Raw genomic sequence first — 14,550 nt, 5'->3', positions numbered from 1 at the left:
GTCACCACGCCGGCTTCACGGCCACGAAGTCGGCCTCGGCCTGGTCCTTCGGCAGGACGATGCGGATCTTCCCGTCGACGTACTGCTGGATCAGGTGGGCGCTCTCCGGGCGCCCCTCCGCGTCCCAGCTCAGCGGACCGACCACGGTGTCGACCGTGGCCTCCCGCAGGTGGTCGATGAGCTGCTGCTGGCACTCCGGCGACGGGTCGGCGCAGTCGCTGGCCTCGACCGCGGCCGCCACGACCTCGCCCGTGGTCCAGGCGTTGGCCTCGTCCTCGGCGGGCGGGCCGCCGTGCATCTCGGTGTAGTACTCGACGAAGGTCTGGTTCTCGGGGTACGTCGCATCCGGGGTGTAGCCGGTCGGCGAGAGGATCCCCTCGGTCTTGGCCCCGATCGCCTCCGGGAACTCCGGGTTGGTCGGCGCCGTCGAGAAGGCGGCCATCTTCGGCTGGAAGTTCAGCTGCTGCAGCGCGACGATCAGGTTGACCGCGTCCTGGTACTGGGTGCCCCCGACGACGATGTCGGCCTCGGTGTCGGCGATCTTGGCCGCGATGCTGCTGAAGTCGGTCGTGTTGGGCGGGTAGACCTCGTCGGCGACGGTGCGGATCCCCGCCGCCTCCAGCTTGTCCTTCAGCCCGTACGCCGTCCCCTGCGCGAACGGGTCGTCCATCGTGGCGTAGGCGGCGGTCTTCGGCCGCTCCGCCTCCGGCATCGCGATGATCTCCTCGGCCAGCAGGTTGTAGTGGTCGTCGGCGATCGCGGGCGCGGCGTAGAAGAGATTGTCGAAGCCCTGGGTGAAGACCTCCTCGGCGGCACCGGCGGGCTCGACGAAGAGGAAGCCGTAGTCCTTCGCGACCTGGGCGGCGGGCACCACCAAGCGGGTGGAGAAGGGCCCGAAGATCAGATCGACCTTCTCCTGGTTGATGAGCTTCTCGTAGTCGGAGGCGACCCGGTCGGCGCTCGACTGGTCGTCGAGGATCTCCAGCCGGACCTGCTTGCCGAGCAGGCCCCCGTTGTCGTTGACGTAGGAGGCCCAGGCCTCGTAGCCGCGCTGGACGCCCTTGCCGGGCTCGCTGAAGTCACCGGTCAGGGGCAGCGAGACGCCGATGACGATCTCGTCGTCGTTGCCCTCGCTGCTGCCGCCGGAGTCGAGCCCGCAGGCGCCGAGGCTGGTGGCCAGCGCCAGGCAGGCGGTCGCGGCGAGAGCGCCGCGTCGCGTCTTCCGGTTACCGATCATCGAGTGCTCCTCAGGTCTATGAAAGCGCTTACGTAAGCGTTTACAGTGACGCTACACACATCACGCTCGCTGTGGCAACGGTCACAAGCCGACGAATTTCCGGAGGTCTCGATGAAGCGCTCGCTCGCCCAGACGCGTCTCGTCGACGTCGCCGCCGCCGCCGGGGTGTCCATCGCCACCGCCTCGCGCTCGCTCTCCGGGACGCCCGGGGTGAGCCCCGCGGTCGCCGACCGGGTGCGCCAGATCGCCGTCGAGCTCGGGTACGTCGCCAACCTGCACGCGCGCTCCCTGGCGAGCGGATCGACGGCCACGATCGGCCTGGTCGTGCACGAAATCGGCGACCCCTACTTCTCCGAGATCGCCAGTGGCGTCCTCCGGGTCGCGGCGAGCGAGGGCCGCACCGTGCAGATCTGCCACACCGGGCGCGACCCGGACGCCGAGCTGCAGCAGATCCGCAGCATGGTCGCGAACCGTGTCGGCGCGATCATCGTGGCCGGCTCGGGCTTCGTCGACCCCACCGTGGAGCTGCCGGCACGCCACGAGCTCGAGCGCTTCAGCGAGGCCGGGGGCCGGGTCGCGGTCATCGGACGACACCACTTGGGCGTCGACGCGGTGCTGCCCGAGAACGTCGAGGGCGGCCGCGCCGTCACCGAGCACGTCCTCGGGCTCGGGCACCGCCGGATCGCGGTCCTGGCCGGGTCGACCGCCCTGACGACGGTGGCCGACCGACTCAGCGGTGTGCACGAGGCGCTGGTCGAGGCCGGTCTGGACCCGTCCGAGGTCCCGGTCGTCGAGGCGGCGTTCACCCGGGAGGGCGGGCGCGAGGGCGCGCGGCGGGTGCTCGCGGAGCACCCCGACACCACCGCCGTCGTGGCGCTGAACGACGACATGGCCATCGGGTGCCTCTCCGAGCTGCGCGTCGCGGGCGTCCCCGTCCCGACACGGATGTCGGTGACCGGGTTCGACGACGTCGCCGTCGCCGGCGACCTGTCCCCCGGCCTCACGACCGTGCGGCTGCCGATGGTCGACATGGGCGCGCGCGCCCTGGCGCTGGCCCTGAAGGAGCCCGGCAAGCGACCGCGGCGCCAGCGGATCCCGGCCACCCTCGTCGTGCGCGACTCGACCGGGCCGGTGCCCGGATGAGAGTGGTGATCGCCGCCGACAAGTTCAAGGGATCGCTGAGCGCGGCCGAGGTCGCCGAGGCCCTCGGCCGCGGCCTCGCCGGCGCGGCGGCCAGCGTGACACGCGTCCCCGTCGCCGACGGTGGCGACGGGACCCTCGACGCCGCGCTGGCCGCCGGACACGCCCGGGTCCCGGTCACCGTCACCGGTCCGACCGGCGCTCCCGTCCGGACCGCGTACGCCCGGCGCGGAACGTCCGCCGTGGTCGAGCTGGCGGACGCGTCCGGCCTGCTGCGGTTGCCGTCCGGACTCGACCCGCTCGGCGCCACGACGCTCGGCACCGGCGAGCTCGTCTCCGCCGCCATCGCCGACGGCTGCACCGACATCCTCCTGGGGGTCGGCGGCAGCTGCTCGACCGACGGCGGCGCCGGCATCGCGGTCGGCCTCGGCGCCCGGGTCCTCGACGCCGCCGGCCGTCCGCTCGCCCCCGGCGGCGGCGCCCTCACGGGCGCGGCGACCCTGGACGTGCGTCCCCTGCGCGCACGACTGCACGGAGTCCGGGTGACCCTGGCTTCCGACGTGGACAACCCGCTGCTCGGACCGGCGGGCGCGGCGGCGGTCTACGGGCCCCAGAAGGGCGCGGGCCCCGACGACGTACGGATCCTGGAACGCGGGCTGACCCGGTGGGCCGACCTGGTCGCCACGACGACCGGTACCGACCGACGCGCCGACCCCGGCGCCGGGGCGGCCGGGGGCGCCGGGTTCGGCGCGCTGGCTCTGCTCGATGCGCAGGTGCGCTCCGGGGTGGAGACCGTCCTCGGACTGGTCGGCTTCGACGACGCGGTCCTGGGCGCCGACCTGGTGATCACGGGCGAGGGCTCGCTCGACGAGCAGAGCCTGCGAGGCAAGACGCCCGTCGGGGTGCTCACCGCGGCGAGCCGCCTGGGCGTCCCCACCATCGCCGTGTGCGGCCGGACCACCCTGACACCGGCCGAGCTCCGCGGCGCCGGTTTCGCGGCGACCTGGTCATTGACCGACCTCGAGGCCGACCCCGCGGTGTCGATGCGCGACGCCGCCCGGCTGCTCGCCGCGGTCGGCGCCGAGGTCGGCCGTGCGCTCCCCGACCTCACCGCCCGGCGCTGACTCCTGGCCGCCGGGCCACTCGGATCCGCGCGCCGTCGCGCGGGACGCTGGTGATGTTGCGGACCTTGGGCCGGTCCGGGCCGACGGCGTGGACGTCGTACGACGTGAACACCTCGCGGAGCACGGCGACGCCCTCCATCAGCGAGAAGCCCGCGCCGATGCAGCGCCGGGCGCCGCCGCCGAACGGGATCCAGGTGTTCGGGGGCGGGTTCTGGCCGAGGAACCGCTCGGGGCGGAAGGCCTCGGGATCGGGGTAGGCCTCGGTGCGCTGGTGGGACACGATGATCGACGGCCCGACCGTGGTGCCGGCGGGGAGGTCCCAGCCGCCGATGGTCGCCGGCTCCATGAGCGTGCGGACCACCATCGGGATGATCGGGTGCAGCCGCATCGCCTCCTTCAGCACCGCGTCGAGCCACACGTCGTCGCCCTCGTCGGCCGCCTGCTGCGTACGGCGGAGCAGCGCCGGGTCCTGGCCGATCTCGTAGAGCGCCCACGAGAGCGCGCTCGCGGTCGTCTCGTGGCCGGCGAGCAGCAGCGTGACGAGCTGGTCGCGCAGCTCGGTGTCGTCGAGCGCGTCCTGCCCGTCCTCGTCGTGGACCAGCATCAGCCGGGACAGCACGTCGGTGCGCTCGGCCAGGTCGGGGGCCGACCGGCGCTCGCGGATCTCGGCGTACATCAGGCGGTCGAGCTCGGCCTGGTTGTCGACCGTCCGCTTCCACGGCCCGAAGCGCTGCAGCCGCGGGTAGCCCCAGCCGAGCAGGATGCCGGGGCTGATGTCGACGGTCGCCGTCACCCGGGGCCGCAGCGCGCGCAGCCGCTCCTCGTCGGTGACCCCGAAGACCACCCGCAGGATGATCTCGAGGGTGAGCGTGTTCATCCGGTCCAGGCTGCGGAACGTCCGGTCCTCCGGCCAGTGCGCGACCTCGTCGCGGGCCAGGTCGGTGACCAGCGAGCGGTAGTCGCGCAGCGCGTGCCCGTTGAAGGCCGGCATGATCAGCTTGCGCGCCCGCTTGTGGTCGGCACCGTCCTGGAGCAGCAGCGAGTGCTCGCCCATGATCGGTCCGAGGATCGCGTTGCCCTTGCCGGCGTGGAAGAGCTCGGGATCCGCGGCGAAGATCTCCCGGGTGTGCTCGGGGCGGGTGAAGAACACCAGCGGACGGCCCCCGGGGACCAGGCGGACGGTGAAGACGTCGCCGTACCTCCGCTGCAGCCAGGGGTGGAACGCGTGCCGGAACCGCAGCAGCCCGGCCGTCTGCAGGAGCACCGGCCAGCGCGGACCGGGCGGCAGCACGGCGGCGTCGATGTCGACCTTCGGCGCCTTGCCGGTGCCGCTCATCCGGCGCAGGCGGGCGTCGGTCAGGGCGCGGGTGTCGGGCGTCTCCTCCAGGGTGGCCACCCACGACATGCTGGGCTGCTGTTGAACAGGTGTCAACAGTCTCGCGAGACCACGGACGGACAAGGTTCGGCCATACCCCAGCGCGAGCCGCCCGGGACGCCTAGGGTGCGAGGACCGGGGGGTCGTTGACGGGAGATCCGACATGACGCACGAGCAGCTCCACACCCGCGCGAGCACCTCCACTCGGCCTGCCCCCGCTCCGGCACCACCGGTCTCGACGATCAGCACCCCGGTCGCGCTGCCGGTGATGCGCACGACGGCCGGGCTCGGCCGCGACCCCGGCGGCGGCACCGTCGCGGGCGGTCCGCTCGACCGGCTGCGTCGGCTGCCGGACGACGGCGCCGGACCCGTCATCCGACGCGCAGGCAAGAAGGGCGGGGGTACGGCGACCAAACCACCGACCGACGCTCAGATCGCGGAGGGCAAGAAGCCGCAGCCCGGGACGGCGTACACCCTCGCCCAGGCGCGCGCACAGCTCCTCGCCTTCGACCACAACCAGAGCGGGATCCCGTTCCGCAAGCAGATCGCGAAGGCTTGGGGCGACTACATCCTGGCGACGCACGCGTCGACACTGAAGGCCGGCAAAGTTCGCGACACCTACAAGAGCTCGCACGACAAGCACCACGCCGACGAGTTCTCCGTGAGCCAGGAGATCGACGGCATTCCCGAGATCGTCATCCACGCCCACATGGACAAGGACGGCAAGCCGAAGCCCGGCAACGGTGTGCACTGGAAGTGGGCGGACGGCGAGATGGTGGCCGAGACCTACGAGATGAGCGCGACGCACGTCGCCGCCCTCCTCGAAGCGACGACCGCCAAGACCGCGTGGGACACCACCGGCAAGGCGAAGTACCTGGCCACCCTCACCCTGCCGACGACCGGGACCCCGACGACCGGTTCGACCACGCCCGTCGCCACCACCACGACGCCGCCCGTCGCGTCGTCGTCCACGGCTACGGTGAGCCTGCCCACCGTCCCCGCGAAGACCCCCTGAGGAGCTGGCCACCGTGTCCGAGCCTGCAGACAGCAACGCCGTCGACCGCACCGTCGAGTCCATCCAGGCGGCGATCACGCAGGTCGTGATCGACCGTGGCTGGGGCCTGACCCAGCTTCCCGACCAGCTGATCTGGTCGCTGGAGCTGCAGGGCGAGCGGAGCTACACCTGTTACATCCAGATCGAGCCGCTGGAGGGCCAGGCCATCTTCTACGGCGTGCTTCCGCACACCGTCGCGGAGGACGCCCGCACCGAGGCGGCCGTGGCCGTGGCCGCGGTGAACTACGGCCTCGCGGTCGGCAAGTTCGAGCTCGACCTCACCGACGGCGAGCTGCGGTTCTCCAACGGCATCGACGTCACCGGCACCGTGCTGGACCCCGTGGTCTTCGCGCGGATGGCCGACCACACGATCGAGATGCTCGACGCCTACACGCCGACCCTCAGCAACCGGGTCCCGCTGCCCGACCTGGGCTGACGAGCGGCCGCCGTACTCCGCCTCGACGACAGAGCGTCAGCACTCACGACACGGCCGAGGCGGCCAGGTGCCGCCGCAGGAATGCCACCTGGTGCTCCAGCGCCGGCTCGAACCAGTCCTTGCCGGGCCAGACGTCGAAGTGGTCGCAGGGGTAGTGGCGAACCTCGGCGCGACCCTTGAACGCGGCCTTGGCGGCGGCGTACGGCGGGGCGCTGCGGTCGAAGTCGGCGATCTGGACGAGCAGCGGGGCCCGGACGTGCTTGGCCTCCTTGATCGGCCGGTGGCCACCGAGCTCGAGACCGACCGCCGCGTCGACCTCGTTGCGCCAGGTCGGGCCGGCGATGGCCAGGTAGTCCTCGCGGGCACCGGGCAGCGTCAGCGCGCCGAGCTCGCCGGGCGCGGCGACCACGGGCATGAGCCGCTGGGCGCCGACCCGGGAGCGCACGCCCTCGACGGTGGAGCGCAGCATCGAGGACGGCTTGTGGTGGGCCAGCGCGTGCCGACCGGCGGCGACGCCGTCGACCAGCGGGGTCAGCGAGACCACGGCCGCGACGTCGTCGCGGTGGGCGGCGGCGGCGAGCACGTGCCCGCCGGCGAGCGAGACGCCCCAGAGCACGAGGCGCTGCGGGTCCACGCCGGGCAGCCGCGCGGCCGCCGCCATCGCGGCGCGGTAGTCCTCGAGCTGCGCCGCCATCGACACGACCTGGCGCGGCGAGCCCCCGGAGGCGCCGAAGCCGCGGTAGTCGAAGGCGAGGACGTCGAGGCCGGCCTCGGCCAACCCGACCGCGAACGGCTCCAGGCCGGAGTCCTTGGTGCCGGCGAGGCCGTGGGCCATCACCACGACCGGTCGGCCGGCGGAGGTCGCGAGCTCGTCGGTGCCGGTGAAGTGCCAGGCGTCGCAGGTCACGCCGCCGGAGGTGAAGGTGACGGAGTCGTAGGTCATCGGGTGCTCCCGTAGATGGTGCTCAGCCAGAGGTGGACGACCGCGTCGACGTGGGTCTCCCAGTCGAACCCGTCCTCGGTCCCGTCGTCGGCCCGATCCGGGGCCCGGACCAGCCGCTCCAGGGTGCGGTCGTTGACGTCGAGCAGCGCCGTGGCGATGGCCAGCGCGGGCGGCCCGCCGGTCTCCTGGCGGGCGACTCGCTCGGCGTCGATCACCGCCGCGACCACCTCGACGAACGAGGCGATGTGGGCGTCCCAGCGCTCGCGGGCGGCCGGGCTGGTCGCGCGCGCCTCGAGCATGGCGCGGTAGACGTGCGGGCGCTGCCCCCAGCCCTCGAAGACCCGTCGGATCGCGGCCGCCGTACGGTCGCGCATCGAGCCGTCCCCGCCGAGCAGGTCTGCCGCGCCCCACGCCTCGTCGTACATCTCGTCCATCAGGGCGGCGACGGCGGCGGCCTTGTTGTCGAAGTAGAAGTAGAACGCCGAGCGCGTGACGCCCGCGCGGCGCGAGAGGTCGGCGACGTTGATGTCCTCGAGGCGGGCGCCGGGGCCGGCGTCGCGGAGGTGCTCGTCGAGCGCCGCGAGCAGGGCGGTACGACGGCGGTCGCCGCGGGTGACCGTCATGCGGAGGCCCGCCTCAGGCCGGCCGGGATCTCCTGGGTGCGCAGGTCGTGCTCGTAGACGAAGTAGTCGAGCTGCTGGGTGTGCCGCGGCCGGTCGAGGACGTGTCCGGTGAACTTCTGCTGGTCGGCGTCGATCACCCGCTCCATCTCGGTGGGGTCGGGCAGGGCGTAGCGGCCGACGGCGTACGCGCCGAGCAGGCGGGCCTGGGCCTCCACGAACGGGAACAGCGTGGGCGTGGCCTGGGCGAAGCCCATGAAGACCAGGTCGTCGAGGCCCGGCTTGAACATCCGCTTGAACAGCCGGATGTGGTTCTCGGGGGCGCTGAGGAAGCCCTCGTCGAAGAACGGGAAGGTGATGTTGTAGCCGGTGGCGTAGACGATGATGTCGAAGTCGCCGGACGTGCCGTCCTCGAAGTGGACGGTGCTCCCGTCGAGTCGACTGACGTTGACCTTCGGCGTGATGTCGCCCGACCCGAGACGCAGCGGCAGCTCGACCGACTGCGTCGGGTGCGCCTCGAAGAACTTGTGGTTGGGCTTCGGCAGGCCGTAGAGCTCGGGGTTCGAGCCGGCCATCACCTGCATCTTCTGCAGCACCCAGCGCTGCCAGTGCAGCGGGATCTGGGGGATGGTGGCGAAGTACTTGTCGGCCGGCAGCCCGCCCATGTACTTCGGCACGATCCAGGCGCTCGACCGGGTCGAGAGCGTGACCTCGTTCTGCAGCGACTTCGAGGACAGCTCGACCGCGATGTCGGCGGCGCTGTTGCCGATGCCGACGACCAGGATCCGCTTCTTCTTGAAGTCGAGCGGCTCGGTCGGGTCGATGTAGTGGTGGGAGTGGATCGACTCCCCGGTGAACTCCCCCGGGAACTCGGCGGTGCGGGGGTCCCAGTGGTGACCGTTCGCGACCACGAGCAGGTCGAAGCGACGCGTGGCGCCGGCCTGGTCGGTGATCTCCCAACCGCCGTCGGGCAGCCGCTCCGCGTGCTGGACGCCGTTCTCGAACTCGATCCGCTCGCGCAGCCCGAACGCGTCGGCGTACGCGTCGAGGTAGTCCTTGATCTGGGTGTGGTGCGGGAAGTCGGGGTAGCTGTCCGGCATCGGGAAGTCCTTGAAGGACAGCCGGTGCTTGGACGTGTCGATGTGCAACGAGCGGTACGCCGAGCTGTGCCCGTTGGGGTTGCCGAACGCCCAGTTGCCGCCGACCCGGTCGGAGGTCTCGAAGACGGTGTGTGGCACGCCGTAGTCGCCGAGCATCTTGGCCGAGGTGAGACCGCTGATGCCGGCGCCGATGACGGCGGTCGTCGGCGGGGTGGTGGGTGCTGGCATGGCGGGGACGCTAGGCCCTAAGTTGACACGCGTCAATTGACTCCCGCCAGGAGGTACGCCGTGTCCGATCCCTCTCGCGTCGCCGTCGTGGTCGGGGGTGCGTCCGGCATCGGGGCCGCCTGCGCGACCGCCCTCGAGGCCGACGGCTGCACCGTCGTGGTGGCCGACCTGCCCGAGGTCGACGTCACCTCCGAGCCGTCGGTGAGCGCCCTCCTCGACCGGGTCGTCGCCGACCACGGCCGGGTCGACGTCGTCGTCAACAGCGCCGGCGTCAGCACCCTGATGGCCGTGGCCGACCACGACGTGGCGGAGTTCCGGCGGGTCGTCGACGTCAACCTGACCGGCGGGCTGGTGGTCCTCAAGCACGCCGCCCGCGTGCTCGGACCCGGCGGCTCGATCACGTCGTTGACCTCGCTCAACGCGCGACAGCCGGGGTCGGGGATGGCGGCGTACTGCTCGGCCAAGGCGGGCCTGGCCATGCTCACCGAGGTCGCGGCGCTGGAGCTCGGCCCGCGCGGGATCAGGGTCAACGCGGTCTCCCCCGGCCTGGTCGTCACGCCGTTGACCGAGCCGGCGATGGGGATCCCCGGGACCGAGGACGACTACCTCGCCAACACCCCGCTCGGCCGCGCCGGCACGCCCGCCGAGGTCGCCTCGGCGGTCGTGTGGATCTCGCGCGCCGAGTGGCTCACCGGCGAGGTGCTCGACCTCAACGGCGGCGCCCACCTGCAGCGCTACCCCGACCTGCTGGGACACGTGGCGCGCGCGTTCGGCTGAGGCCTACTCCGCGTCGACGACCGTGCCGAACGGCCCGACCTGCACCGGGTCGGAGTTGCAGATCTGGGTGCGCGCCACCTCGATCGGTCGGGGGTCGCCCACCACCTGCAGATCCATCCGCCACACCGGCTCCAGGCAGACGACCCCGTCGTACAGGACGCTGAACGACGTGCTCCCACCCGGTGGGAGCTCGATGGCCGGGGCGTCTCCCGCGAGGTTCTCGACGCGTTGCTGCGGCACCGTCTCGTGGTCGGCCGCGGGCGCAGGTTCCCCCTCGACCGACGAGTGGGCCAGCCCGTCCCCGATCAGGGTCACCCCGGGCCAACCCGACAGGAAGCAGGCCTCCGCGGAGACGTTGACGACCGTCACGTCGGTCGCCATCAGGGGGCTGGTCCCCGCGGCGTTCATCCGGTCCGGGAGCACCCGCTCGCGCTGGCTCACCTCCCCGAGGGCGTCGGACAGGCAGTTCGACACCCGGCGGACCTCGGTCGCCACCGGAGTGGGCGGAGCGCTCGTGGCCGGTGCCGCCGACGGCGCGGGCTCGACCGGCGGCGACTGCCGCTCCGGCACCGCCGCCGTGGCGCCGTCCGCCACCTGCGGCCCGCCGGCCAGGTCGGCGGGCTCGGTCGTCGAGCAGCCGAGTGGGGCCAGCAACGCGGCCAGCACGAGGGTGATCAGCGCTCCGCGCGCGCTTCGTCGGGTGGTCATCGAGCTCCTTCGGTCCAGCGGAACCTAGGCCACCCGTTCGCCTCCCGCCCCGGGCGTCACACGCGGTTCACCGACCTTTCACCGCAGCGCCACCAGGTACGACGGCGCCGCCTTCAGCTTCGCGTCCCCGCAGGACTGCTGACGGGGCTCGCCCCGCGTCGTGGTCACCGTCGCCCGGCGCTCGCCGGAGGCCGTCCGGAGCGTCACCTCGTCGCCTGCAGTCCCGGTGACCGAGACGTCGTCGAGCCCGGTCAGGCCGGCGGTACGGCGGAGCTCCAGCTCGGCCGCCTGCGCCGGACCGGGCAGCCCGGCGCGGCCGCGGACCAGGCCGAGGTCGGGCAGCGAACCGGTGAGCAGGGCCTCGACCGCGGACACCGCTGTCGCCACGGACAGCCGGCCCAGGGCGACGCCCGCGGGCAGGGCGAGCAGGGTGCCGGAGAACCGGTGTCCGCCGAGGTGGGTGGTCTCCCAGGTGGCGTCCGGCCAGCGCTCGGCGAGGGCGGCCGCCACCGGGCGGCCGAGCTCGCTGCAGCAGCGGTCGCGGCGGCCGTTGGTGCAGACGAGGAGCAACGGCTCGTCGTACGGCGTCCAGGTCGCGTCGTCGAGCGCGGCCAGGGACGGGACGACCGCGGTGCGCACCGAGACCTCGGCCCCGAGCGTCGCGGCGAAGAGCCGGACGCCGGACTCGGGCGAGGACCGACCGTGGCGGCGGATCAGCTGCACCCGTACGCGAGGAACGGACAGCCCGAGGTCGTCGGCAGCCTTCGCGCCCCACGGTCCCGGGTGCTCGACGAACAGCCACTCGGCGTCGGTGGGCGCGGTCCCGGCCTGCGGCTCGCCGTCGGCGGCGGACAGCGCGGAGCAGATCACCGGGCTATGACAGCAGACCCCGGCGGCGGGCGATCGCGGCGGCCTCGGTGCGGCCCGAGGCACCGAGCTTGGCCAGGATGTTGGAGACGTGCACCGAGACGGTCTTGGCGCTGATGAAGAGCTGCTTGGCGATCTCGCCGTTGGACCGGCCCTCGGCGACGTGGGCCAGGATCTCGGCCTCCCGCGCGGTGAGGGTGTCGGGGGCGGCGTCGCCCCGCGCGGGCCCGGAGCCCAGCGCCGCCAGCGTCTCGAGCAACGGTCGGGCGCCCAGGGCGCGGGCGGCGTCGCGGGCCAGGTCTGCCTCGACCCGGCCGGCGGCGACGTCGCCGGTCGCGCGCAGGATCGCGGCGAGCGCGGCGCGGGACCGGGCCGTCTCGTGCACGTGCCCGAAGTCGTCGAAGAGCTGGACCGTCTCGCGCCAGACCTCCAGCAGCACGTCGAGCGGTGGCGCGTCGACCCCGGCGAGCCAGCGGACCCGCAGCGTCTCGGCGTCCAGCCGCTTCACCCAGGCCCGGCCCTCGGGGCCCCAGTGGCCGGACGGGTCGGCGTAGCGCTCGAGCACCGTGTGCCCGTCGCCGTGCAGCCGCTCGACGTCGACCACGACCCGCTCGCGCTCGGCCGCGCTCATCCGCGGCACCAGGGCCGCCAGCTCCGCGACGGCCACCGCTGCGAGCCGCACCCGGGCGCTGAACCACTCGTGCCAGATCCGGCCGAGCACCGTGACGGCCTCGTCGTACGCCGCCAGGACGGCGGCCGCGTCCCCGCTCCGGCCGGCGCAGACGGTCTGCAGCTCGGCGGACTGGATGGCGATCCCGCCCTCGCGCTCCCACAGCCGGCGCAGCGCCTGCACCTCCGCGGTGATGTCCTCGCCGCGGGCCTGGCGCACCAGCAGCCGGATCGAGTCGAGCAGCGCCCGTGGGATCGCCGGCGGGGTCAGGTCGGCCACGTCGGTCAGCGTCAGTACGTCGTCCCAACGGCCCTGGACGTGGAGCACCCAGGCGAGCTGCCACCGCGCCTCGAACGCGTACGGCGCCCACGGCAGCCCGGCCGCCAGCGCGACGTCGATGGTGCTGCGGAACCACCGCTCGGCCTCCGCGAACTCGGCCCAGTCCTCGTAGGACCGGCCCAGCAGGAACCGCCCGCGCACCTCGGACAGCACCGCACCGGTGGCCTCCGCCTGCGCGACGGCGTCCCCGAGCGCTGCGCGCAGACCCTCCTTGGGGCCGGCCTTCTTCAGCAGGCTCAACGTGGTCACCGCGTCGGCGACCAGGTCGCTCAGCTGGAGCTTCTCGGCCAGCGCGAGGGCGTCCATCCCGGCGGCCTGCGCCTCGTCGTAGCGCCCGCCTCCGGCCAGCACCCGGGCGTGCACCGCCAGCGCCCGGGCCCGCAGCGGGCTGTCGCCCTCGGGGGCGAGCTCGACGGCCCGGGCGGAGACCGCGGCCGGGTCGCGCACGGTCTCGATGACGTAGAGCGCGTTGGCCTGGGCCATCAGCATCCGGGAGCGGGCCGCGTCCGTGGTGTCCTCGGGGAGACGCTCCAGGTGGGCGTCGATCAGGGCGACCGCCCGCTCCGCGTCGCCGCTGGCGTTGAGCGCATCGGCCGCCTGCACGACCAGCTTGGACACCTCGACGTCGGCCCGGGCGAACCGACTCGGCTCGGCGAGCAGCTCGAGCGCCTGCTGGTAGTGGTAGGCCGCCTCGTCGGGGCCACCGACCGAGCTCGCTTCGTGGCCGGCGCGGATGCTGGCGTCGAGGGCCAGGTCGAGGTCGGTGGCCAGCCGCGCGTGCCGGGCCAGCTCTGCGGCGGCGCCGCGGGCCGCGCCGTCGCGCAGTGCCGCGGCGTACCGGCCGTGCAGCCGCACCCGCTCGCCGGGCAGCAGGTCGTCGTAGACCGCCTCGGCGAGCAGCGCGTGGCGGAAGGCGTAGCGGCCGTGCTCGGCCACCAGCACGTTCATCTCGACGGCGCGGCGCAGGCCTTCGTCGAGGGCGGCGGCGTCGAGACCGGACACCACCTCAAGCATGTCGTGGGCGACCTTGCGGCCGCTGACGCTGGCGGTGCGGACGACCTGGCGGGCGGTGTCGTCGAGGCGGTCGAGGCGGACGAGCAGCACGTCGGCGAGGTCGCCGAGGTCGCCGACGGTCGCGGCGCTCGTGAGCTCCTCGACGAAGAAGGCGTTGCCGTCGGCGCGGTCGACGACGTCCTGGGTCAGCCCGGCCAACTCCTTGGCGTCCAGGCCCGCGGGCGCCAGCTGGGCCACCAGGGCGCGTACGGCGTCGTCGGGCAGCGGGCTGAGGGCGACCCGGTCGACCTCGCGCAGCCGCGACCACTCCGCCACCTGCCGGCGCAGCGGGTGGCGCCGGTGCAGGTCGTCGGAGCGGTAGGACGCGACCACCCCGACCGGGGCCGAGAACGGCCGCGAGAACAGGAAGCTGAGCATGTCGCGCGTGGACCGGTCGGCCCAGTGGGTGTCCTCGACGACCAGCAGCAGCGGCGCCTGGCCCGCGGCCGTGCCGAGCAGCGCGTGCACGGCCTCGAACAGGTCGCCGCGGTCGAGGGCGGACGCGTCCTCGTCGGCGCCGATCATCCGGCGTCCGGGCTTGAGCCGGGCCAGGGCGGGGTGGGTGGTCGCGACCTTCTCGACCACGTCCGGCCGGTCGACGAGCAGCCGACCGATCACCTCGGAGAACGGGAGGTAGGGCAGCGCGCTGTCGCCGAAGTCGAGGCAGTGCCCGGCGAGCACCTGCCAACCCTCGGCCAGCGCCCGGTCGCGCAGCTCCATCAGCAGCCGGGTCTTGCCGACCCCGGCGTCACCGGAGAGCAGGACGACGCCGCCGGGCTCGCCCCCGCCGACGCCGAGCGACGAGGCGACCTCGTCGAGCTCGGCGTCGCGCCCGACCATCACGGTCGGGGTGGTGCGCGGGGTGGCCATGCGTCCCAT

Annotated in this window: 13 protein-coding genes; 5 read left to right on the top strand and 8 right to left on the bottom strand. The window is 73.4% G+C overall.

Annotated elements, in window-relative coordinates:
- Position 1: 1 nt before the first annotated feature.
- Entirely contained in the window at positions 2 to 1,237 is a 1,236-nt protein-coding gene (locus BLT76_RS22860; protein WP_090860619.1) for an amino acid ABC transporter substrate-binding protein, read from the bottom strand.
- 111 nt (positions 1,238 to 1,348) lie between these two features.
- Between BLT76_RS22860 and BLT76_RS22855 the strand changes: the two genes are divergently transcribed.
- Both BLT76_RS22855 and BLT76_RS22850 read left to right on the top strand, forming a co-directional pair.
- Positions 1,349 to 2,380 (top strand): LacI family DNA-binding transcriptional regulator, encoded by a 1,032-nt coding sequence (locus BLT76_RS22855; protein WP_090860618.1) that lies wholly within the window; start codon positions 1,349 to 1,351, stop codon positions 2,378 to 2,380.
- Entirely contained in the window at positions 2,377 to 3,501 is a 1,125-nt protein-coding gene (locus BLT76_RS22850) for a glycerate kinase (protein WP_090860617.1), read from the top strand. The genes BLT76_RS22855 and BLT76_RS22850 overlap by 4 nt, the downstream gene beginning before the upstream one ends.
- Here BLT76_RS22850 and BLT76_RS22845 read toward each other — a convergent pair.
- Positions 3,485 to 4,897, bottom strand: coding sequence for a cytochrome P450 (locus BLT76_RS22845; RefSeq protein ID WP_090860638.1), 1,413 nt, complete (start codon positions 4,895 to 4,897; stop codon positions 3,485 to 3,487). The genes BLT76_RS22850 and BLT76_RS22845 overlap by 17 nt on opposite strands.
- A 142-nt stretch (positions 4,898 to 5,039) precedes the next feature.
- On the opposite strand from BLT76_RS22845, the gene BLT76_RS22840 reads away from it, so the two are divergent.
- Positions 5,040 to 5,891: a hypothetical protein gene (locus BLT76_RS22840; RefSeq protein ID WP_090860616.1), complete on the top strand. Its 852-nt coding sequence runs from the start codon at positions 5,040 to 5,042 to the stop codon at positions 5,889 to 5,891.
- 13 nt (positions 5,892 to 5,904) lie between these two features.
- Positions 5,905 to 6,366 (top strand): type III secretion system chaperone family protein, encoded by a 462-nt coding sequence (locus tag BLT76_RS22835; protein ID WP_090860615.1) that lies wholly within the window; start codon positions 5,905 to 5,907, stop codon positions 6,364 to 6,366.
- A 43-nt stretch (positions 6,367 to 6,409) separates the two neighbouring features.
- Here BLT76_RS22835 and BLT76_RS22830 read toward each other — a convergent pair whose 3' ends face one another.
- From BLT76_RS22830 to BLT76_RS22820, 3 genes are read right to left on the bottom strand one after another with little or no spacing between them, the layout of a single operon-like run.
- Positions 6,410 to 7,309 (bottom strand): alpha/beta hydrolase, encoded by a 900-nt coding sequence (locus BLT76_RS22830; protein WP_090860614.1) that lies wholly within the window; start codon positions 7,307 to 7,309, stop codon positions 6,410 to 6,412.
- A complete protein-coding gene (locus BLT76_RS22825) occupies positions 7,306 to 7,932 on the bottom strand; it encodes a TetR/AcrR family transcriptional regulator (RefSeq protein WP_090860613.1) in 627 nt (208 codons plus the stop codon). The genes BLT76_RS22830 and BLT76_RS22825 overlap by 4 nt, the downstream gene beginning before the upstream one ends.
- Complete coding sequence (locus tag BLT76_RS22820) at positions 7,929 to 9,257, bottom strand: flavin-containing monooxygenase (RefSeq protein ID WP_090860612.1); 1,329 nt, start codon at positions 9,255 to 9,257, stop codon at positions 7,929 to 7,931. Before BLT76_RS22820 ends, BLT76_RS22825 begins: the two co-directional genes overlap by 4 nt.
- Before the next feature lie 60 nt (positions 9,258 to 9,317).
- Between BLT76_RS22820 and BLT76_RS22815 the strand changes: the two genes are divergently transcribed.
- The gene (locus BLT76_RS22815; RefSeq protein WP_090860611.1) at positions 9,318 to 10,034 is read left to right on the top strand and encodes an SDR family NAD(P)-dependent oxidoreductase; all 717 of its coding nucleotides are present in this window, start codon (positions 9,318 to 9,320) and stop codon (positions 10,032 to 10,034) included.
- Positions 10,035 to 10,037: 3 nt separating this feature from the next.
- On the opposite strand, the gene BLT76_RS22810 is transcribed toward BLT76_RS22815, so the two are convergent.
- The 3 genes from BLT76_RS22810 to BLT76_RS22800 all read right to left on the bottom strand — a co-directional run bounded on the left by BLT76_RS22810 (position 10,038) and on the right by BLT76_RS22800 (position 14,541).
- Entirely contained in the window at positions 10,038 to 10,742 is a 705-nt protein-coding gene (locus BLT76_RS22810; RefSeq protein ID WP_090860610.1) for a DUF4232 domain-containing protein, read from the bottom strand.
- 78 nt (positions 10,743 to 10,820) lie between these two features.
- Complete coding sequence (locus BLT76_RS22805; protein ID WP_170867217.1) at positions 10,821 to 11,612, bottom strand: ferredoxin family protein; 792 nt, start codon at positions 11,610 to 11,612, stop codon at positions 10,821 to 10,823.
- A 4-nt stretch (positions 11,613 to 11,616) separates the two neighbouring features.
- On the bottom strand, positions 11,617 to 14,541 hold the full coding sequence (locus BLT76_RS22800; protein WP_170867216.1) for a helix-turn-helix transcriptional regulator: 2,925 nt from the start codon (positions 14,539 to 14,541) through the stop codon (positions 11,617 to 11,619).
- Positions 14,542 to 14,550 lie beyond the last annotated feature (9 nt).

The sequence above is a fragment of the Nocardioides lianchengensis genome (assembly GCF_900101465.1).
In the GTDB taxonomy this organism is placed as follows: domain Bacteria; phylum Actinomycetota; class Actinomycetes; order Propionibacteriales; family Nocardioidaceae; genus Nocardioides; species Nocardioides lianchengensis.
Note: the sequence above shows the minus strand (reverse complement) of the source record. Positions and strands in the feature narration are given on the sequence as shown.